Below are 16,054 nucleotides of genomic sequence, written 5' to 3'. Positions count from 1 at the left end.
TGGCTGCGCAGCAGGCTGATCTGCGTGCGCTCCTCGATGCTCAGGCTTGAATATGCTTGGCCCATCGCCTCAGGTCTTTGATTCAGTTCGGGTGTTGCGCTTCAGTTTAGAGTGCGCCCAGCACCCCGTCTCGCATACTGCCCACACGCCCGGAATCGGCCGTTTCAGCCGTAGAAACGCGCATGATTTCTCCTCACAAAAAATAGTCCGACCACCACCGCGAAAAGACGTCGAGCAGTGGAATCGAACCAAGATCCTAGTGGGCGACCATGGCCCGATCAACACGGGGCTGATCAGAGGCATAACCTCAGGTTATTTCAAGGGTTTTCAGCAGCCCGTCCAAACCGTTGACGCAGGTCATGGCGACATTGATCATCCGGTCCCCATCGGGTCCGTCAACGCTGCATGAATGCACCGGCGGATTCATCTGAACAGGAAGAACCACCCCCATGCAGCCCCACCCCGCCGGCCTTCCGCGCAACGCACTCAAGCACCGCCTGGCCAGCGGCGATGCACCGGCGCTGTCGCTGACGGTGCGTATGGTGCGTTCGATCGAGATCGCCGGTCTGGCCAAGGCTGCGGGCTTCGACGCGCTGTACGTCGACATGGAGCACAGCAGTCTGTCGCTCGAATCCACGATGCAGATCTGTCTGGCCAGCACGGCCATCGGCGTCACGCCGCTGGTCAGGGTGGCCAACGTCTCGCAGATCGCGTCGGTGCTCGATGGTGGCGCCGAAGGCGTGATCGTGCCCCACATCGACTCTGCACAGGCTGCAAGCGAGGCTGTGCGGGCAGCCCGTTTCGCACCACTGGGCGAGCGCTCGATCCCGGGTGCACTGATGCCGCAGTTCAACTATCGCCCGGTGCCGTCCAGTCGCATGGCCCAGGGCCTGAACGACAGCACCCTGGTGATCGTGATGATCGAATCCGACGCCGCCTTGGCCGAGGTGGATGCCATCGCGGCCGTTCCGGGCGTCGACATGCTGTTCGTCGGCACCAACGACCTGTGCGCATCGATGGGCATCGTCGGGCAACTCGAACATCCTCGCGTCCGCGATGCCTATGACCGGTGTCTGGCCGCCTGCAAGGCCAACGGGAAATATCTCGGAGTCGGCGGCCTCAACAGCAAGCCTGAAATAGCCGCTGAATTGGCAGGTCGTGGCGCAAGATTCATATCCATGGGCACCGACATCGCATTCCTGCTGTCAGGTGCAGCGACGAAGATCAATACCCAACGCGAAGAGATCGCACGCCTCGAAACCCGTACTCCCAAAACCGAAATCTCAGGACAAAAAATGACCAAGGCCTACTGGATAAATACCTATCGAGAAATCAGTGACGATGCGGCCGTGGCCGAATATGGAAAATTGGCGGGGCCAGCGATCGTGGCTGGAGGTGGTCGCTTCCTGGCCCGCGGGTTGCCGGGCGAGGTGTACGAAGCAGGCCTGCGTCAGCGCACGATCCTGATCGAGTTCGACAGCCTGGCGCAGGCCATCGCCACCCATGACGGTCCGGGCTATCAGGCTGCACTCAAGGCACTGGGCAGCGGCGCTGTACGCGACATCCGCATCATCGAGGCCGCGGCCTGAGCGGCCTCGGCCCATCGCTCACCAACACAACACCGACGGAGACAAGGACATGAGACTCGTCAAGACCATGCTGGCCGCCCTCTCGCTCGCGGCTTTCGCCACCGCAGCGGTCGCAGACACCTTCCCGAACAAGCCGGTGAAGATCGTCATGCCCTACCCGCCCGGCACCGGACCGGATGCGGTGATGCGCATGGTCGCCGAAAAGCTCAGCCAGACCTGGAAGCAGCAGGTCATCATCGACAACAAGCCTGGCGCCAACGGCTGGATCGGGGTCGAAACGGTCAAGCGGGCGCCTGCGGATGGCTACACCTTCCTGCTGATCGACCAGGCGATCATGTCGCTGCATCCGTACCTGTACAAGAAGGTGCCGTTCGATGCGCAGAAGGACTTCGAGGCCGTGGCCCCGATGTACTCGACGAACTACTTCGTGACCATCGCAGCCGCATCCAAGGTCAACACCTACGCCGACCTGCTGGCTGAAGCGCGCAAGCGCAAGACGCCGCTGAGCTACGGCTCATCCGGCGTCGGCGGCCAGTTGCACATCGGAGGTGTGTTGACCGAGGCGGCATCCGGCGTGCCCATGTCACACGTCCCGTACAAGGACGTGGGCCAGATGTACGTCGACGTCAGCCAATCCACCGTTGACTTCGCCTTCGCGACGGCGGCAACGGCGGGGCCACTGGTCAAGGCCGGCAAACTCAAGTTGCTGGCCTTCGCCGGGCCGAAGCGTCACCCACGCTTCCCCAACGTGCCCACCGTGATCGAGTCCGGTGGCCCGGCCGACGTACAGGTCAGCACCTGGATCGCACTGTTTGCTCCGGATGGCACGCCCACCGACATCGTGAGCAAGGTCAACACCGAGGTGGCCAGGATCATGGCGTCACCGGAAGCACAGGACTACCTGGCCAACATCGGCTTCATCGCCTGGCCGGGCTCGGCCAAGGAACTGGCCAGCGTCATGAAGAGCGATGCAGCGGGCTACAGCGACTTCGTCAAGAAGTACAAGCTCTCGATCGACTGACCATCCCCATCGGCTCATCCCGGACCTCCGCAATGACCCAAGGCGTTTTCATCCAGACCCCGGACGAATCCGGCGTGCCGGCCTCCGCTCGCAACTTCAGCGTGCAGGACCGCGTCGTCGTCATCACCGGGGCCGGGCAAGGCATCGGCCGCGAGTTGGCGCGCCAATATGGCGCGGCCGGTGCCGTCGCCATCGTGGCCGATCTCGACGCGGACAAGGCCGCCCGTGTGGCCGAAGAGGTGACGCGTTCGGGCGGCCGTGCGATGGCGGTGGCCGTGGACGTCGGCGACCGCGCGTCAGTCGATGCCATGGTCTCGGCCGTGGTCGCGCAACATGGACGCGTCGACGTGCTCGTGAACAACGCGGCCATCTTCGCCACGCTGCAGAAGCGTCCCTTCGACCAGATCCCCGTCGCCGAATGGGAGCAGGTGATGCGGGTGAACGTCACCGGCGTTTTCCATTGCGTGTGCGCGGTGGCCCCGCACATGCGCCAGGCCGGCTGGGGCCGCATCGTCAACATCTCGTCCGATGCCGTGCGCCTGGGCGTGACGAACTACCTGCACTACGTGGCGTCGAAGTCCGCGCTGATCGGCATGACGGCATCGCTGGCCCGTGAGCTCGGCCCTGCCGGCATCACGGTCAACTGCATCCGCCCGGGCGGCGTGGCCACCGAGGTCGACCGCACCGTGAACCCGACGGCCGAGCGTCGGCAACAGATGCTGGCGCAGCAATGCGTGCCACGCGGCCAGGTGCCTGCCGATCTCGTGGGCATCGTGATGTTCCTCAGCACCGAAGCCTCCTCCTTCATCAGCGGCCAGACCATCGCCTGCGACGGCGGCCTCACGCACAGCTCCTGATCCGGGGCGCGCGAAAGCCAACAAGACGCCACCGACGCATGAAGCACTACGGACACTTCTACATCGACGGCCAGTGGGTCGAGCCTCTGGCCGCCCAGCCGTTCACCCTCGTCAATCCAGCCACCGAGGCACCGTTCGCGACGGTGAGCCTGGGTGGCACCGCCGATGTCGATCGTGCGGTCAAGGCGGCGCGCCGCGCCTTCGGGACTTTCAGCCGAACCACCAAAGCCGAGCGCATCGAACTGCTTCAGCAGATCGAGCGCTGCTTCAAGACACGCCAGGCCGACGTGGCCGATGCCATCACGCAGGAACTGGGCTCGCCGATCGGCCTCACCCAGCTGACCACCGGCGCGATCGACATCTTCGGGCAGGCGGCGCGGACCCTTCAGGCGTATGACTTCGAAGCCCGCCAGGGTGGTCACGTGGTTCGCCGCGAAGCCATTGGCGTGTGCGGTCTCATCACGGCCTGGAACTGGCCGGCGCAACTGATCGCCACGAAGCTGTCGTCGGCCCTGGCTGCCGGCTGTTCGGTGGTGGTGAAGCCCAGCGAGTTCACGCCGGTCACGGCCATCCTGATGGCCGAAATCCTGCACGAGGCGGGCGTACCCGCTGGCGTGTTCAACCTGATCAATGGCGATGGGCCGGGCGTCGGCCAGGCGATCTGCGAGCACCCGGACATCGACATGGTGTCCTTCACCGGCTCGACGCGCGCCGGCGTGCTCATCGCGCAGAACGCTGCGCCAACCGTCAAACGCGTGGCGCAGGAACTGGGCGGCAAGTCGGCCCACGTGGTGCTGCCCGACGCCGACCTGAAGGCCGCAGCCGACTTCAACATCAGCCGGGCCTTCTTCAACAGCGGCCAGTCTTGCCACGCCCCAACCCGCATGCTGGTGCAGGCCGACCAAGTGGCCCAGATGCTTCCTCTGCTGCGAGAGGCGGCGGCGCGGCTGCGCGTGGGCGATCCGCGCGATTCGGCCACGACGATGGGCCCGCTGGTCAACAAGGCCCAGTACGAACGGGTACAGCGCTACATCGAGATCGGCCTGCAGGAGGGCGCACGTCTGGTCTGCGGCGGCCTCGGTCGTCCGCAAGGTCTGGACAAGGGCTACTTCGTGCAGCCCACTGTCTTCGCCGATGTAGAGCCGACGATGACGATCGCACAAGATGAGATCTTCGGCCCGGTGCTGGCCGTCATTCCGTATCAGACCACGGCCGAGGCCATCGCCATCGCCAACGGCACGCCCTATGGCTTGGGCGCCTATGTATTCGCCGGCACCGAGCAGGCCGGTCTCGATGTCGCCCGCCAACTGCGCGCCGGGCGCGTGTTCATCAACGGCGCGGCCAGCAACCAGTCGGCGCCGATGGGGGGCTTCAAGCGTTCAGGCAATGGTCGCGAGATGGGCGTGTTCGGCCTTGAGGAGTACCTGGAAGTGAAGGCGATGTTCGGTGTGGCTGACGGCCTGGAACTGGGAGATGCAGCATGAAGGGCGTGGTCTTTACGGGCAACCGACATCTGGAGCTGATGACCTTCGACGACCCCACGCCGGGGCCCGACGATGTGATCGTCGAAATGAAGGCTTCGGGCTTCTGCGGCAGTGACCTGCATGGCTACCGCGGCGCACGCGGCGCCTCGCTGAAGATCAAGAGCCCTGCCTTCCTTGAGGCACGCGGCCTGAAGGACAGCGACCCGATCATCGCCGGCCACGAGCCTGCCGGTGTGGTGGCGGCCCTGGGCCGAAACGTCGATCCGAAGATGCTCAAGGTCGGCGACCGAGTGCTCAACTACCACTATGACGGTTGCCGTTATTGCCGCGAATGCCGCTCCGGCTGGGTGCAGTTGTGCGACCAGGGCTCGACCGTCTACGGCCAGACGGCTCACGGCGGCCATGCGCACTACCTGAAGGTGCCGGCGAAGTCACTCATCCACTTGCCCGATGAAATCAGCTTCTCGGCGGGCGCAGCAATCTCCTGCGGCATGGGCACTGCCTTCGCGGCCATCGAACGCCTTCAGGTCAGTGGTCGTGACACGCTGGCAGTCTTCGGCATGGGCCCGGTGGGCCAATCGGCCATCCAATTGGCCAAGGTCATGGGCATCCGCTGCGTGGCAATCGATGTGTCCCCCCAGCGCGTGGCACAGGCTTTGGCCTTCGGTGCGACGCATGCCATCGACTCGAGCCAACAGGACGCTGTCGAAGCGATCCTCGACTGGACAGGCGGCCAAGGCGTCTCCGTCGCCATCGACACAGCGGGTGTGGCGGCTGCCCGCCAGGCCGCCGTGCGCAGCACGGCTACTTGGGGCCGCATCGGCTTCGTCGGCGTCGGGGGTGATGTCTCGCTGAACGTCCTGCCCGACCTCATCATCAAGCAGCGCACGATCGTCGGCCATCTCACCTTCTCGGACGTCGGCCTGGAGCGTTGCGTGCGCTACGTGGCCGAGCACGGCATCGACGTCGACCGCCAGTTCACCCACCGCTGGAAGCTCGAGGACGCCGAAGAGGCTTACCGCGAGTTCGACAAGCAGACCGCCGGCAAGGCCGTTTTCGAGTTCTGACCCGCATGACCCGCCCTTCTCCGATCACCCTGCCGGACTTCCTCGGCAAGCCGCGTCTGCAGCACTTCATCGACGGCCGCTGGGTTGACAGCGCCGATGGGCAGACCTTGCCCACTCGCAACCCCGCGACGGGTGAAGTGCTCGCACAACTTGCGCGTGGCGGCGCTGCGGAGGTCGATACCGCCGTGGCGGCCGCGCGTCGCGCCTTCGAAGGCCCCTGGTCTCGCTTCACCCCGGCCCAGCGGCAGCAGGTGATGATGCGGTTCATCGAGCTGTTCGAGCGCCACTTCGACGAACTCACCCTGCTGGAATCGCTGGACATGGGCGCACCCCTGGCCAAGCTGCGCGCAGCCCGCCCCACGGCCATCCAGAACCTGCTGTTCTACGCGTCGATGGCACGGCAGGTGGGCGGCGAGCTGCCGTCGAACTCCCTGGCCGGCGGCCAGGTGACGACAATGATCCTGAAGACGCCGGTAGGCGTGGTGGGTGGCATCATTCCGTGGAACGGCCCGCTGTTCGGCCAGATGCACGTGGTGGCGCCCACGCTGGCGACCGGCTGCACCGCTGTGCTCAAGCCCGCCGAGGACGCGTCGCTGGCCGTGCTGCGCACAGCCGAGCTGCTGGTCGAAGCGGGCGTGCCTGCCGGCGTCATCAACGTCGTCACGGGCCTGGGCTCGGAGGCCGGTGCTGCGCTGGCCGCTCACCCCGATGTCAATCGCATCGCCTTCACCGGCTCGAACGCCACGGGCCGCGAGATCATCAAGGCCTCGGCCGTCAACACCAAGCGCCTGCAACTGGAACTCGGCGGCAAGTCGCCTGACATCGTCTTCGCCGACGCGGACCTCGACAAGGCGGTGCCTGGCGTCGCCATGGGCGTCTACAACAACAGTGGCCAGATCTGCTTCGCGGGTACGCGAGTGTTCGTGCAACGCCCGCTGGTCGATGAGTTCGTCGACCGCATGGCGAGCTACGGCCAGACCCTCAAGGTCGGCGATCCGCTGGCAGCCGACACCCATCTCGGCCCCCTGATCTCTCAGCGCCAACTCGACACGGTGCTGAACTACGTCGCCCAAGGGCAAAACGAAGGCGCCCGGCTCGTTGCAGGAGGTGAGCGCCTCGGGGGCGACCTGACCCAGGGCTACTTCATCGCACCCACGCTGTTCAGCCACGTCCACAACGACATGGCGATCGCCCGAGAGGAGATCTTCGGCCCCGTCGCCTCGGTGATCCCGTTCGACAGCGTCGATGAGGCCCTGACTCTGGCCAACAGCACACGCTACGGCCTGGGAAGTGGTGTGTGGTCCAGCAACATCAAGACCGTGATGAAAATGGTGCACGGCATCCAGGCCGGCACCGTGTGGGTCAACTGTTACGGCCTCGTGGATCCCGCCGTGGGCTTCGGCGGCATCAAGGACAGTGGATACGGCTGGAAGGGCGGCCAAGCCCAGATCGACGGCTTCCTGGTGCAGAAGGCCGCCTACCTGAACTGGGCCTGAAGCCACCCTGAGCCGGCGCCTCAATCCCCCGCCGCCAGGCGCGCATCGATCCAGCCGAACGCCGACTGCACGTCGTAGTTGCCCGCGTGGCCCTGGTCCCAGTGCAGCGCGAAATCGACGTCCTTGACCTTGGCGTCGGCACTCAGCGCGCGGCTGATGTTGTAGGCCACGGTGAACGAGGTGTCGCGGTCACGGGCGCCGTTGCGGATGCGCCAGTGCGGGGCAATGCCGTCGGTCTTGCCGATGTAGGCCAGGGCGTTGATCAGCTTGTACTGGCCCTGCAGGGCGGCCTTCTGCGGTGCGGCGGCCCAGGTGTAGCCGGTGTTGAGCAGGCCGATGTCGCTCTGGATGGCGGTGATGGAGTCGCCGCCGTTGTTGTGGTTCCAGCCGTACTCGGTGAAGTTGGCGTAGACCTGGGCCGCGGTGCCGAAGAGGTTCGATTCGCCGCCGCTGTAGTTGCCGTAGACGGTGGCGCCGGCGGCCGTGGTGTCGGCCGAGGCGGTGGCCGCCAGCGCCGGGCTCTGGGCCCGCTGGTCGAAGGCCGGCACGGCCTTCAGCCGCGACTGCCTGGCCACGTACTTCAGGTAGTTGGCGATGTTGAAGCTGTTGACGGTGCCGTCGCTGGCCACGTCGATGAAGTCGTTCCTGTAGTACAGCACGCCGCTGCCGCCGGCCACGCCGTTGGCCGAGGTGCTGCCGTAGCTGCCGTAGGCGACGATGCTCTTGCCCGACTTGACGTAGGCGCTGGCGGCCTTCCTGAACTCGCTGGCGAGTGCGGCCAGCATGTTGTCGGTGGTCAGCGCGCTGCCGTCCTCGGCCTTCAGGCCCAGGCCGGCCTGATAACTGGCGAACTGGGCCGTCATCCAGGCGCTGCCCAGCGGGTCGGGGTTGGAGGCGCGCAGCAGCTCGGTGCCGCTGGCGTCGACGATCAGGCCGGCCTTCTGGTCGGCCGAGACGGCCGTGCGTGTGCCCAGCACGTTGAACATCCACTCGTAGGCCAGATCGGCGCTGCCCATGTCCTGGATCGGGCAGTAGGCGACGACGGCGTAGACGCCGTCGCTGAGGGTGCTCTTGCCGCTGGCGTCGATGCCGGCGGCGCCGACGGCGGCCAGATAGGGCAGGTAGTCGGCATGGTCACCGGTGGCCGCCAGTTGGGTGCTCTGTGCGCCGCCGCCGCTGGTGCCGTTGACGATGATGCGGCTGGCGTTGCCCGACATCCGGCCGTCGTTCAGGCGCAGGTAGCGCACGGCGGCCTTGGCATCGACGATGGCCGCCGGGGCCTTGCCCTGATGGATGCCATCGGCGTAGACGCCCTCGGGGGCGAGCGCGCCGCGGCTGCGCGAGGCCATGTTGATGTAGACCATGCCGCGCGCCAGCGCCGCACCCTTCTTGTCGGTGTCGCTGGTGCTGGTGTAGACGCCGCCGTTGACGATGTCGGCACCGGCGTAGTTGCTGCTGGTGATGGCGTCGGTGCCGTTCCAGCCGCCCTTGCCGCCCTGGTAACTGGCCATCCAACCGGCATTGTTGACGTTCAGCAGGATGGCGTTGTCCTGCCGCTCGGCATCGACCTCGCGCACGAAGACGTTGAGGTTCTGGTAGCCGCAGGCCTGGTTGTCCACCGCGCCGGCGGACTGGGTGGGCGCCAGCGTCATCGGCTTGGCCACGTAGCAGACCTCGCGGTACCAGCGCACCGGCGTGCTCACGCCGTCCAGCGTGACGGTGAGGGTGGTGTAGGCGCTCTTGTCGAAGGCGAGCTGGCCGTCGTAGGCGCCCGTGGTGGTGGTGGTCGTCGTCGCGGCGGTGCTGTCACCGCCACCACAGGCGCTCAGGAGGCCGGCGACCGAGAGGGTGGCGATGGCGGCGGACAGGGTGCGGAGGCAGAGGTGCTGCGGCATGGTTGATCCGGATCAATGCGGTGGTGGCGCACTCTACGAACCGGACACAGGCCGCAGAAGATGCCGCGACACGGCAGGCGATAACCTGCAGACATCGTGGTTTTCCACGATGGTCAGGGGCTGCCCTGTCCGCCGGACCGGCTCAGCGCCCGTAGGTGGCCGTGAACGCGGCCTGGCCCAGGCTGTGGGCCCGCGTCATGTAGCCGATCAGCGCGGCCGAGGCGTCGGCCGGCACGCCCAGGCGCTCGACCTTCAGCGCATGCAGGGTGAACACGTAGCGGTGCGGGCGGTCACCGGGGGGCGGGCAGGCCCCGCCGAAGGCATGGCGGCCGTAGTCGTTGCGGCCCTGCCAGGCGCCAGCGGGCAGGCCCTGGGCCGAGGCCGCACCGGCACCGGCCGGCAGTCCGCCCAGATCGGCCGACAGGTCGGCCAGCACCCAGTGCCACCAGCCCGAGCCGGTGGGCGCATCGGGGTCGTACACGGTCAGCACGAAGCTGCGGGTGCCGGCGGGCGCGCCGGACCAGACGAGTGCGGGCGACTGGTCACCGCCCTCGCAGCCGAAGCCCTGGAAGACCTGCGCCTTCGGCAGGCTGCCGCCATCGGCGATGGTCGGGCTGGTCAGGCGGAAGGTCGGGGCCGGGGCCGGGGTCTGGGCTCGGGCCGGGGCGGCCAGCAGGGCCAGCGCCACGCCCAGCGTGAGCGCGGCCGCGCCGGGAAGGCGCGCCAGGATGCGGCCCTGCACAGGCGCCTGCCGCGGGACAGCCCGACAGGCGAACGGGTGTGCGCTCGGCTGGCCCGCAGGCCGATTCAGCAGGTGGGCGGACGGCGTCGGGATCATGGTCGGTACTCCGGTGAGCAAAGGTGACCCGATGCTGCCCGTCGCCCCGCCTGCAGCGTTAGCCGATCCCGTTCAGCGCTTGCCCGATCTGCGCCGAGCCGTCCGCCTCGGCGTCCGCGGTCGGCACCGGCACCGCCCGCACCACCGAGGGCCGCACGCCCCAGCGCTGCTGGAACATCGCGGTGAAGCGGCTGTGCGAGGCCCAGCCGCAGCGCTGTGCGACCTCGCCCACGCTGAGCTGGCCGCCCTGCAGCAGGCCGAGCGCCAGCTCCAGCCGCACCTCGCGCACGATGGCGGCCACCGTCACGCCCTCGTCCAGCAGACGCCGCCGCAGCGAGGAGGCGCTGGTGTGGAAGGCCACGGCCACCTGCTCGACGCGCCAGTCGCCATCGGGCCGCTGGCCGACCAGGCGGCGCACGCGCTGGGCCCAGCCCAGCTCGCCCGGTGGCTCGAACATCCAGCCGCGCTCGGCCAGCAACAGCAGCAGCTCCAGCTGGCGGTGACGCTGCAGCAGCGGGCTCGGCGGCGTGCGCTGGCACTGCGGATCCAGGCGGTCGATGGCCTCGGCCAGCGCCTCGTCGACGGCCAGCACGCGGGCGCTGCGCACCGGCTCGGCCGCCACGCCGCGCAGCAGTGGCGCGGCCTGGGCCAGCACCTCGTCGTCGAAGCCGACACAACGGGCGGCATAGCGGGCCTGGCGGGCCGGGTCGTTGACCACGTCCCACTGCGTGCCGCCGGCCAGCAGCAGCGCCTGCCGCGGCCGGCCGCGCACCGTCTGGCGGGCGGCGATCACGCGTTTCTCGCCGCTGACCACCTGCACCAGGGCCGGCTGGTGCAGCGTCAGGGTCTTCAGCCGGTACTGGGCGGTGGCGATGATGTGCATGGTCAGCCGCGGCCCTCGAAGCCCAGCAGCGTGTTGACGGCGTTCAGGCCGATCTCGTCGACCATGTAGCCGCCCTCCATCACGAAGAGCGTGGGCAGGCCGGCGGCGGCGATGCGCTCGCCCAGGCGCAGGAAGTCCTCGCTGCGCAGGCGGAAGTGGCTGATCGGGTCGCCCTCGAAGGTGTCGACGCCCAGCGAGACCACCAGCAGTTCGGTGCCGTGGGCACGGATGCGGCGCAGCGCCTCGTCCAGCACCGGGACGTAGGCCGCCCAGTCGGTGCCCCAGGGCAGCGGGTAGTTGGCATTGAAGCCCAGGCCGGCACCGGCGCCCGTCTCGCCGGCCTGACCGGCGAAATAAGGGTAGCAGCGCGCGGGGTCGCCGTGCAGCGAGGCGAACAGCACGTCGGCGCGCTCGTAGAAGATGTCCTGCGTGCCGTTGCCGTGGTGGAAGTCGACGTCCAGCACGGCCACGCGCCGCGCGCCCCGGCGCACCGCCCGCTGGGCGGCGATCGCCGCGTTGTTCAGGTAGCAGTAGCCACCGGCGTAGGCCCGGGCCGCATGGTGGCCGGGCGGCCGGCACAACGCGAAGCTGCCGCGGGCCCCCGTGCCGGTGCCGGCCGGCGCGTCCAGCAGCGCATCGAGGGCGGTCAAGGCGACGTCGGCGCTGGCGCGCACCGCCGCCCAGGTGCCGGCACCGATCGGTGCGCCGGCATCCATCGCGTAGAAGCCGAGCTTGCCGTCGATGTGCTGCGGCTCGTCGGTGACGGGCAGGCCGCGCACCGGCCAGACCAGCGGCAGCGCATCGTGCTGGCGGCCGGTGGCCGTCCACTGCGCCCAGGCGGTCTCCAGGAAATCGACGTAGCGCGGGGCGTGGACGTCGGTCAGCGCCTCGCGGGGCTGGGCGATGGCCTCGGCCACCGGGCCCAGGCCGCTGGCACGCACGCGGGCCAGCACGGTGTCGGCCCGGTCGGGAGACTCGAACGACGGCTTGACGGTGCCGTCCTTGAGTTCGACGCCGTGGTGCAGATGGTGGGCGGGGGAATGGACGGTGAGCATGGGGCAGATCCAGGGCCGCCACCCGGCGGCGGCCGATGGGCCCGCATTCTCACCCGGTCGATCCGCGCGGCCCGGCGCCGGACGGGTCCGCCGGCCAGCCCGGCGTCAGCCAGTGGCCGTCCGGCGTGGCGATCAGCGCCTGCACCTGCGGCCGGGCCGCCAGCCAGGCCCTGGCGCGCAGCGGGCCGCCGACCATGATCGCGCTGCCCAGGCCGTTGACATCGGCCACCCGCGCGGCGCGCAGGGCCACGCCGGGCACACCGCGGGTCGGCCAGCCGGTGGCCGGGTCCAGCACATGGTGGTAGCGGCGGCCGGCCTGGACGAAGCCGCGCTCATAGTCGCCCGAGGACGCCACGACGCCGTCGTGCAGCGACAGCACGGCCGCCAGGCGTGCGGGCGCTCGCGGGTCGCGCACGCCCACGCGCCAGGGCGCACCCGCATGGCTGCCCTGGCACAGCACGTCGCCCCCGCCGTCGATCATCGCGTCGTGCACGCCATGGTCACGCAGCGTCCGCAGGGCCGCCTCCAGCAAGGGCAGCTTGGCGATGCCGCCGAGATCCAGCGTCATGCCCGGCCGGTGCAGGCGGGCGGCCGGGCGCTGCGGATGGCGCTCCACCGCGCGCCAGTCCACCCACAGCCGCTGGGCGCGCAGCACGGACGGCGCCGGCAGGCGCTCGGGCGCACCGGCGCGGAAGTCCCAGTCGCGGTAGGCGCCGACCGTCACGTCGAAGGCCCCGTCGGTGGCCTGCGAGACGGCCTGCGCCTGGCCCAGCACCTGCCACACCAGGGGCGGCACCTCGATCCACCGCGGCTGCCCGGCCGCACGGGCCAGCGCCTGCAGCGGGCCGTCGGGCGTGAAGCGGCTGAGCTGCACGCTGCCCGCGGCCAGCCCGGCCCATGCGGCATCGAGCGCGGCCTGCCGCTGCGGCGTGTCGGCGGCGACGACGGTCAGGCTCACGCGGGTGCCCATCAGTTCGCGCGTCTGCCGCAGCACCGCCGACGGTGGCCACGCGGCCCGGGCCGGGCCGGCCCGCTGCAGCCCGGCCGTCAGCAGCAGGCCGGTGAGGGCCTGACGACGGCTCAGGCCGGCGACGGCCGGCGAGCCGGCCGCGGGAGCGCGCGTGTCGCCCATCGTCACCTCACTTCGTCGCCATGTAGACCACCGCCGAGCGCAGCTCGGCGTCGCTGATCGACGGGTTGCCGCCCTTCGCCGGCATCTGGCCCTTGGCCCCGGTGAAGCCTTCGGTGGCGTGGCGCAGCAGGACGTCCAGGCCCTGCGCGCGGCGCGGGCCCCAGTCGGCGGCATCACCCGGCCGCGGCGCGCCGGCCACGCCGGCGGCATGGCACATCGCGCAGGTCTTGCCGTAGACGGACTTGCCGAGTTCGAGCTCGGCGGCGTCGGCGGGGAAGGCCGCCGCCGTGGCGGCACCGCCCGGTGCGGACGGCGCTTCAGGCGCGGCAGGCACCGCGGCGGTGGGGGCAGCGGTGGGGGCGGCCGTGGGGGCGGAGGCCGGCGCGGCCTCCTCCTTCGGCCCGCAGGCGGCGAGCGACAGGGCGAGGGCCCCCAGGGCCAGGATGAGGGTGGACGGCAGGCGCGGGCGTGGCATGGCAGGGCTCCGGAACTGAGGACCCGGACGGGATGGACACGGCCACCCCGCCGACGATGCCGCCAGTCTGTCGACAAGTGCCGGCCACGCCCTTGAACTGGTTCAAGGAAGGCCTGCAGGCCTCGTCGTTAGGCTTCGTCCCATCCTTCCACGGCGTGTGCACGGCCCCTCGGGCGCGGCGCCGCCCCTGTCGTCCGCCAGCCTCGCGAGGCCCTGTCATGACCGATCGCCACCCTGCCCCAGACCTGCTCCCGGCCACCGAGGCCCTGCCCCGTCGCCGCTTCATCGGCTCGGCCGCGCTGGCCGGACTCGGCCTGGCGGCCTGCGGTCAGAAGCCGGAGACCGCCGCACCGGTCAGCCCCGCCGCACCCGCCTCGGCCACGCCGGTGGCCCATGCCGCGGCCAGCGCCACCCATCTGAAGCCGGGCGAGCTCGACACCTACTACGGCCTGTGGAGTGGCGGCCATACCGGCGACATGCGGGTCCTGGGCCTGCCCTCGGGCCGCGAGATCCTGCGCATCCCCTGCTTCGTGCCGGATGCGCTGGTGGGCTGGGGCATCACCAACGAGTCCAAGAAGATCATGGGCACGAAGGCCGATGGCTCGCTGCGCTACACGGTGGCCGACACCCACCACACCCACGCCTCGTACAAGGACGGCAACTACGACGGCCGTTATGCGTGGATCAACGACAAGATCAACAGCCGCGTCGCCCGCATCCGGCTCGACTACTTCGTCTGCGACAAGATCACGCCGCTGCCCCATGTGCAGGGCTTCCACGGCATCTTCCCCGACAAGCGCGATCCGGTCGACGAGAAGATCAACTACACCACCCGCGTGTTCTGCGGCGGCGAGTTCGCCACGCCGCTGCCCAATGCCGGCAGCGAGGACGGCAGCACCTACCGCTCGCTGTTCAGCTGCGTGGATGCCGAGACGATGGAGGTGCGCTGGCAGGTGCTGATCGACGGCAACTGCGATCTGGTGGCCACGTCCTATGACGGCAAGCTGGCGGCCACCAACCAGTACAACACCGAGATGGGCGCCCGCTACGAGGACATGATGTCCGCCGAGCGCGATGCCTGCCTGTTCTTCCACATCGCCCGCATCGAGGCCGCCGTCAAGGCCGGCCGCTTCAAGACCATCGGCAGCTCGAAGGTGCCGGTGGTCGATGGCACGCGCCAGGCCAATGCGGACCCGAAGACGGCGCTGACCGCCTACGTCTCGATCCCGAAGAACCCGCACGGCGTCAACGCCAGCCCGGACCAGAAGTACTTCATCTGCGCCGGCAAGCTCTCGCCCACCGTGACCGTGATCGAGCTGGCCAAGGTGCTGGCCTGGTTCGACGGCCAGCTCGACAAGCCCGACGCGGCCATCGCGGCCGAGGTCGAGGTCGGCCTGGGCCCGCTGCACACGGCCTTCGACGGCCGCGGCAATGCCTACACCACGCTGTTCCTGGACAGCCAGGTTGTGAAGTGGAACATCGCCCAGGCCATCGCCTTCCATGGCGGCGACAAGAACGCCAAGTACGTGGTCGACCGGCTGGACGTGCAGTTCCAGCCCGGCCACATCAACGGCTCGCAGTCCGAGACCATCGCGGCCGACGGCAAGTACCTGGCCGTGGGCTGCAAGTTCTCCAAGGACCGCTTCCTGCCGGTGGGCCCGCTGCACCCGGAGAACGAGCAGATCATCGACATGTCGGGCGACAAGATGGTGCTGCTGGCCGACCACCCGGTGCGCGGCGAGCCGCACGACTTCATCATCTTCAAGCGCGACCTGGTCAAGCCCAGGCAGGTCTATGCGCTCGACGACTTCCCGCTGGCGGTCAAGGACGCCAAGGACTCCAGCATCACCCGCAACGGCCGCAAGGTGCTGGTGAAGATGACCTCGCAGGCGCCTTCGTTCTCGATGCGGGAGTTCAAGGTGCGCAAGGGAGACGAGGTGACGCTGATCCTGACCAACCTCGACAAGGTGGAGGATCTGACGCACGGCTTCGCCATCCCGGGCCACAACGTCAACTTCATCGTCAACCCGCAGGAGACGGCCTCGGTCACCTTCACCGCCGGTGAGCCGGGCGTCTACTGGTGCTACTGCACGCACTTCTGCCACGCGCTGCATCTGGAGATGCGCACGCGCATGATCGTCGAGGCCTGACAAGCCGTGAACGAACCGCCGATCGACCGTGGGGAGCGCATGGCTGCTGATTGCCGCAGTGGCGCGAGGAGGCGGGAGCCGATGCGCAGCGGGAGCGGTGTGAGGGCCGTTT

The 16,054-nt window shown here is 68.9% G+C and carries 13 protein-coding genes; 7 read left to right on the top strand and 6 right to left on the bottom strand.

Annotated elements, in window-relative coordinates:
- Positions 1-449: 449 nt before the first annotated feature.
- From AACH11_RS24625 to AACH11_RS24600, 6 genes are read left to right on the top strand one after another with little or no spacing between them, the layout of a single operon-like run.
- A complete protein-coding gene (locus tag AACH11_RS24625) occupies positions 450-1,589 on the top strand; it encodes an aldolase/citrate lyase family protein (protein WP_341376939.1) in 1,140 nt (379 codons plus the stop codon).
- Between the two features lie 49 nt (positions 1,590-1,638).
- Positions 1,639-2,610 (top strand): Bug family tripartite tricarboxylate transporter substrate binding protein, encoded by a 972-nt coding sequence (locus tag AACH11_RS24620; protein WP_341376938.1) that lies wholly within the window; start codon positions 1,639-1,641, stop codon positions 2,608-2,610.
- Between the two features lie 32 nt (positions 2,611-2,642).
- A complete protein-coding gene (locus tag AACH11_RS24615) occupies positions 2,643-3,467 on the top strand; it encodes an SDR family NAD(P)-dependent oxidoreductase (protein WP_341376937.1) in 825 nt (274 codons plus the stop codon).
- A 38-nt stretch (positions 3,468-3,505) separates the two neighbouring features.
- Positions 3,506-4,951, top strand: a complete 1,446-nt coding sequence (locus tag AACH11_RS24610) for an aldehyde dehydrogenase family protein (RefSeq protein ID WP_341376936.1) — start codon at positions 3,506-3,508, stop codon at positions 4,949-4,951.
- Positions 4,948-6,018 (top strand): zinc-dependent alcohol dehydrogenase family protein, encoded by a 1,071-nt coding sequence (locus tag AACH11_RS24605; protein WP_341376935.1) that lies wholly within the window; start codon positions 4,948-4,950, stop codon positions 6,016-6,018. The genes AACH11_RS24610 and AACH11_RS24605 overlap by 4 nt, the downstream gene beginning before the upstream one ends.
- Positions 6,019-6,023: 5 nt before the next feature.
- Positions 6,024-7,514: an aldehyde dehydrogenase family protein gene (locus AACH11_RS24600; RefSeq protein WP_341376934.1), complete on the top strand. Its 1,491-nt coding sequence runs from the start codon at positions 6,024-6,026 to the stop codon at positions 7,512-7,514.
- Between the two features lie 20 nt (positions 7,515-7,534).
- Here AACH11_RS24600 and AACH11_RS24595 read toward each other — a convergent pair whose 3' ends face one another.
- From AACH11_RS24595 to AACH11_RS24570, 6 genes are all read right to left on the bottom strand, one after another.
- A complete protein-coding gene (locus tag AACH11_RS24595) occupies positions 7,535-9,409 on the bottom strand; it encodes a subtype B tannase (RefSeq protein WP_341376933.1) in 1,875 nt (624 codons plus the stop codon).
- A 142-nt stretch (positions 9,410-9,551) separates the two neighbouring features.
- Positions 9,552-10,097 (bottom strand): YbhB/YbcL family Raf kinase inhibitor-like protein, encoded by a 546-nt coding sequence (locus tag AACH11_RS24590; protein ID WP_423228816.1) that lies wholly within the window; start codon positions 10,095-10,097, stop codon positions 9,552-9,554.
- Between the two features lie 208 nt (positions 10,098-10,305).
- Entirely contained in the window at positions 10,306-11,130 is an 825-nt protein-coding gene (locus AACH11_RS24585; protein WP_341376931.1) for a helix-turn-helix domain-containing protein, read from the bottom strand.
- Between the two features lie 2 nt (positions 11,131-11,132).
- Positions 11,133-12,185: a histone deacetylase family protein gene (locus tag AACH11_RS24580; protein WP_341376930.1), complete on the bottom strand. Its 1,053-nt coding sequence runs from the start codon at positions 12,183-12,185 to the stop codon at positions 11,133-11,135.
- 49 nt (positions 12,186-12,234) lie between these two features.
- Positions 12,235-13,317 (bottom strand): FAD:protein FMN transferase, encoded by a 1,083-nt coding sequence (locus AACH11_RS24575; protein ID WP_341376929.1) that lies wholly within the window; start codon positions 13,315-13,317, stop codon positions 12,235-12,237.
- 7 nt (positions 13,318-13,324) lie between these two features.
- Positions 13,325-13,792 (bottom strand): c-type cytochrome, encoded by a 468-nt coding sequence (locus AACH11_RS24570; RefSeq protein ID WP_341376928.1) that lies wholly within the window; start codon positions 13,790-13,792, stop codon positions 13,325-13,327.
- A gap of 218 nt (positions 13,793-14,010) precedes the next feature.
- Between AACH11_RS24570 and nosZ the strand changes: the two genes are divergently transcribed.
- Positions 14,011-15,942, top strand: a complete 1,932-nt coding sequence (gene nosZ, locus AACH11_RS24565) for a TAT-dependent nitrous-oxide reductase (RefSeq protein ID WP_341376927.1) — start codon at positions 14,011-14,013, stop codon at positions 15,940-15,942.
- Positions 15,943-16,054: the final 112 nt, after the last annotated feature.

Origin of the sequence: Pseudaquabacterium rugosum, from assembly GCF_038066575.1 — a bacterium.
GTDB classification, from domain to species: domain Bacteria; phylum Pseudomonadota; class Gammaproteobacteria; order Burkholderiales; family Burkholderiaceae_C; genus Pseudaquabacterium; species Pseudaquabacterium rugosum.
Note: the sequence above shows the minus strand (reverse complement) of the source record. Positions and strands in the feature narration are given on the sequence as shown.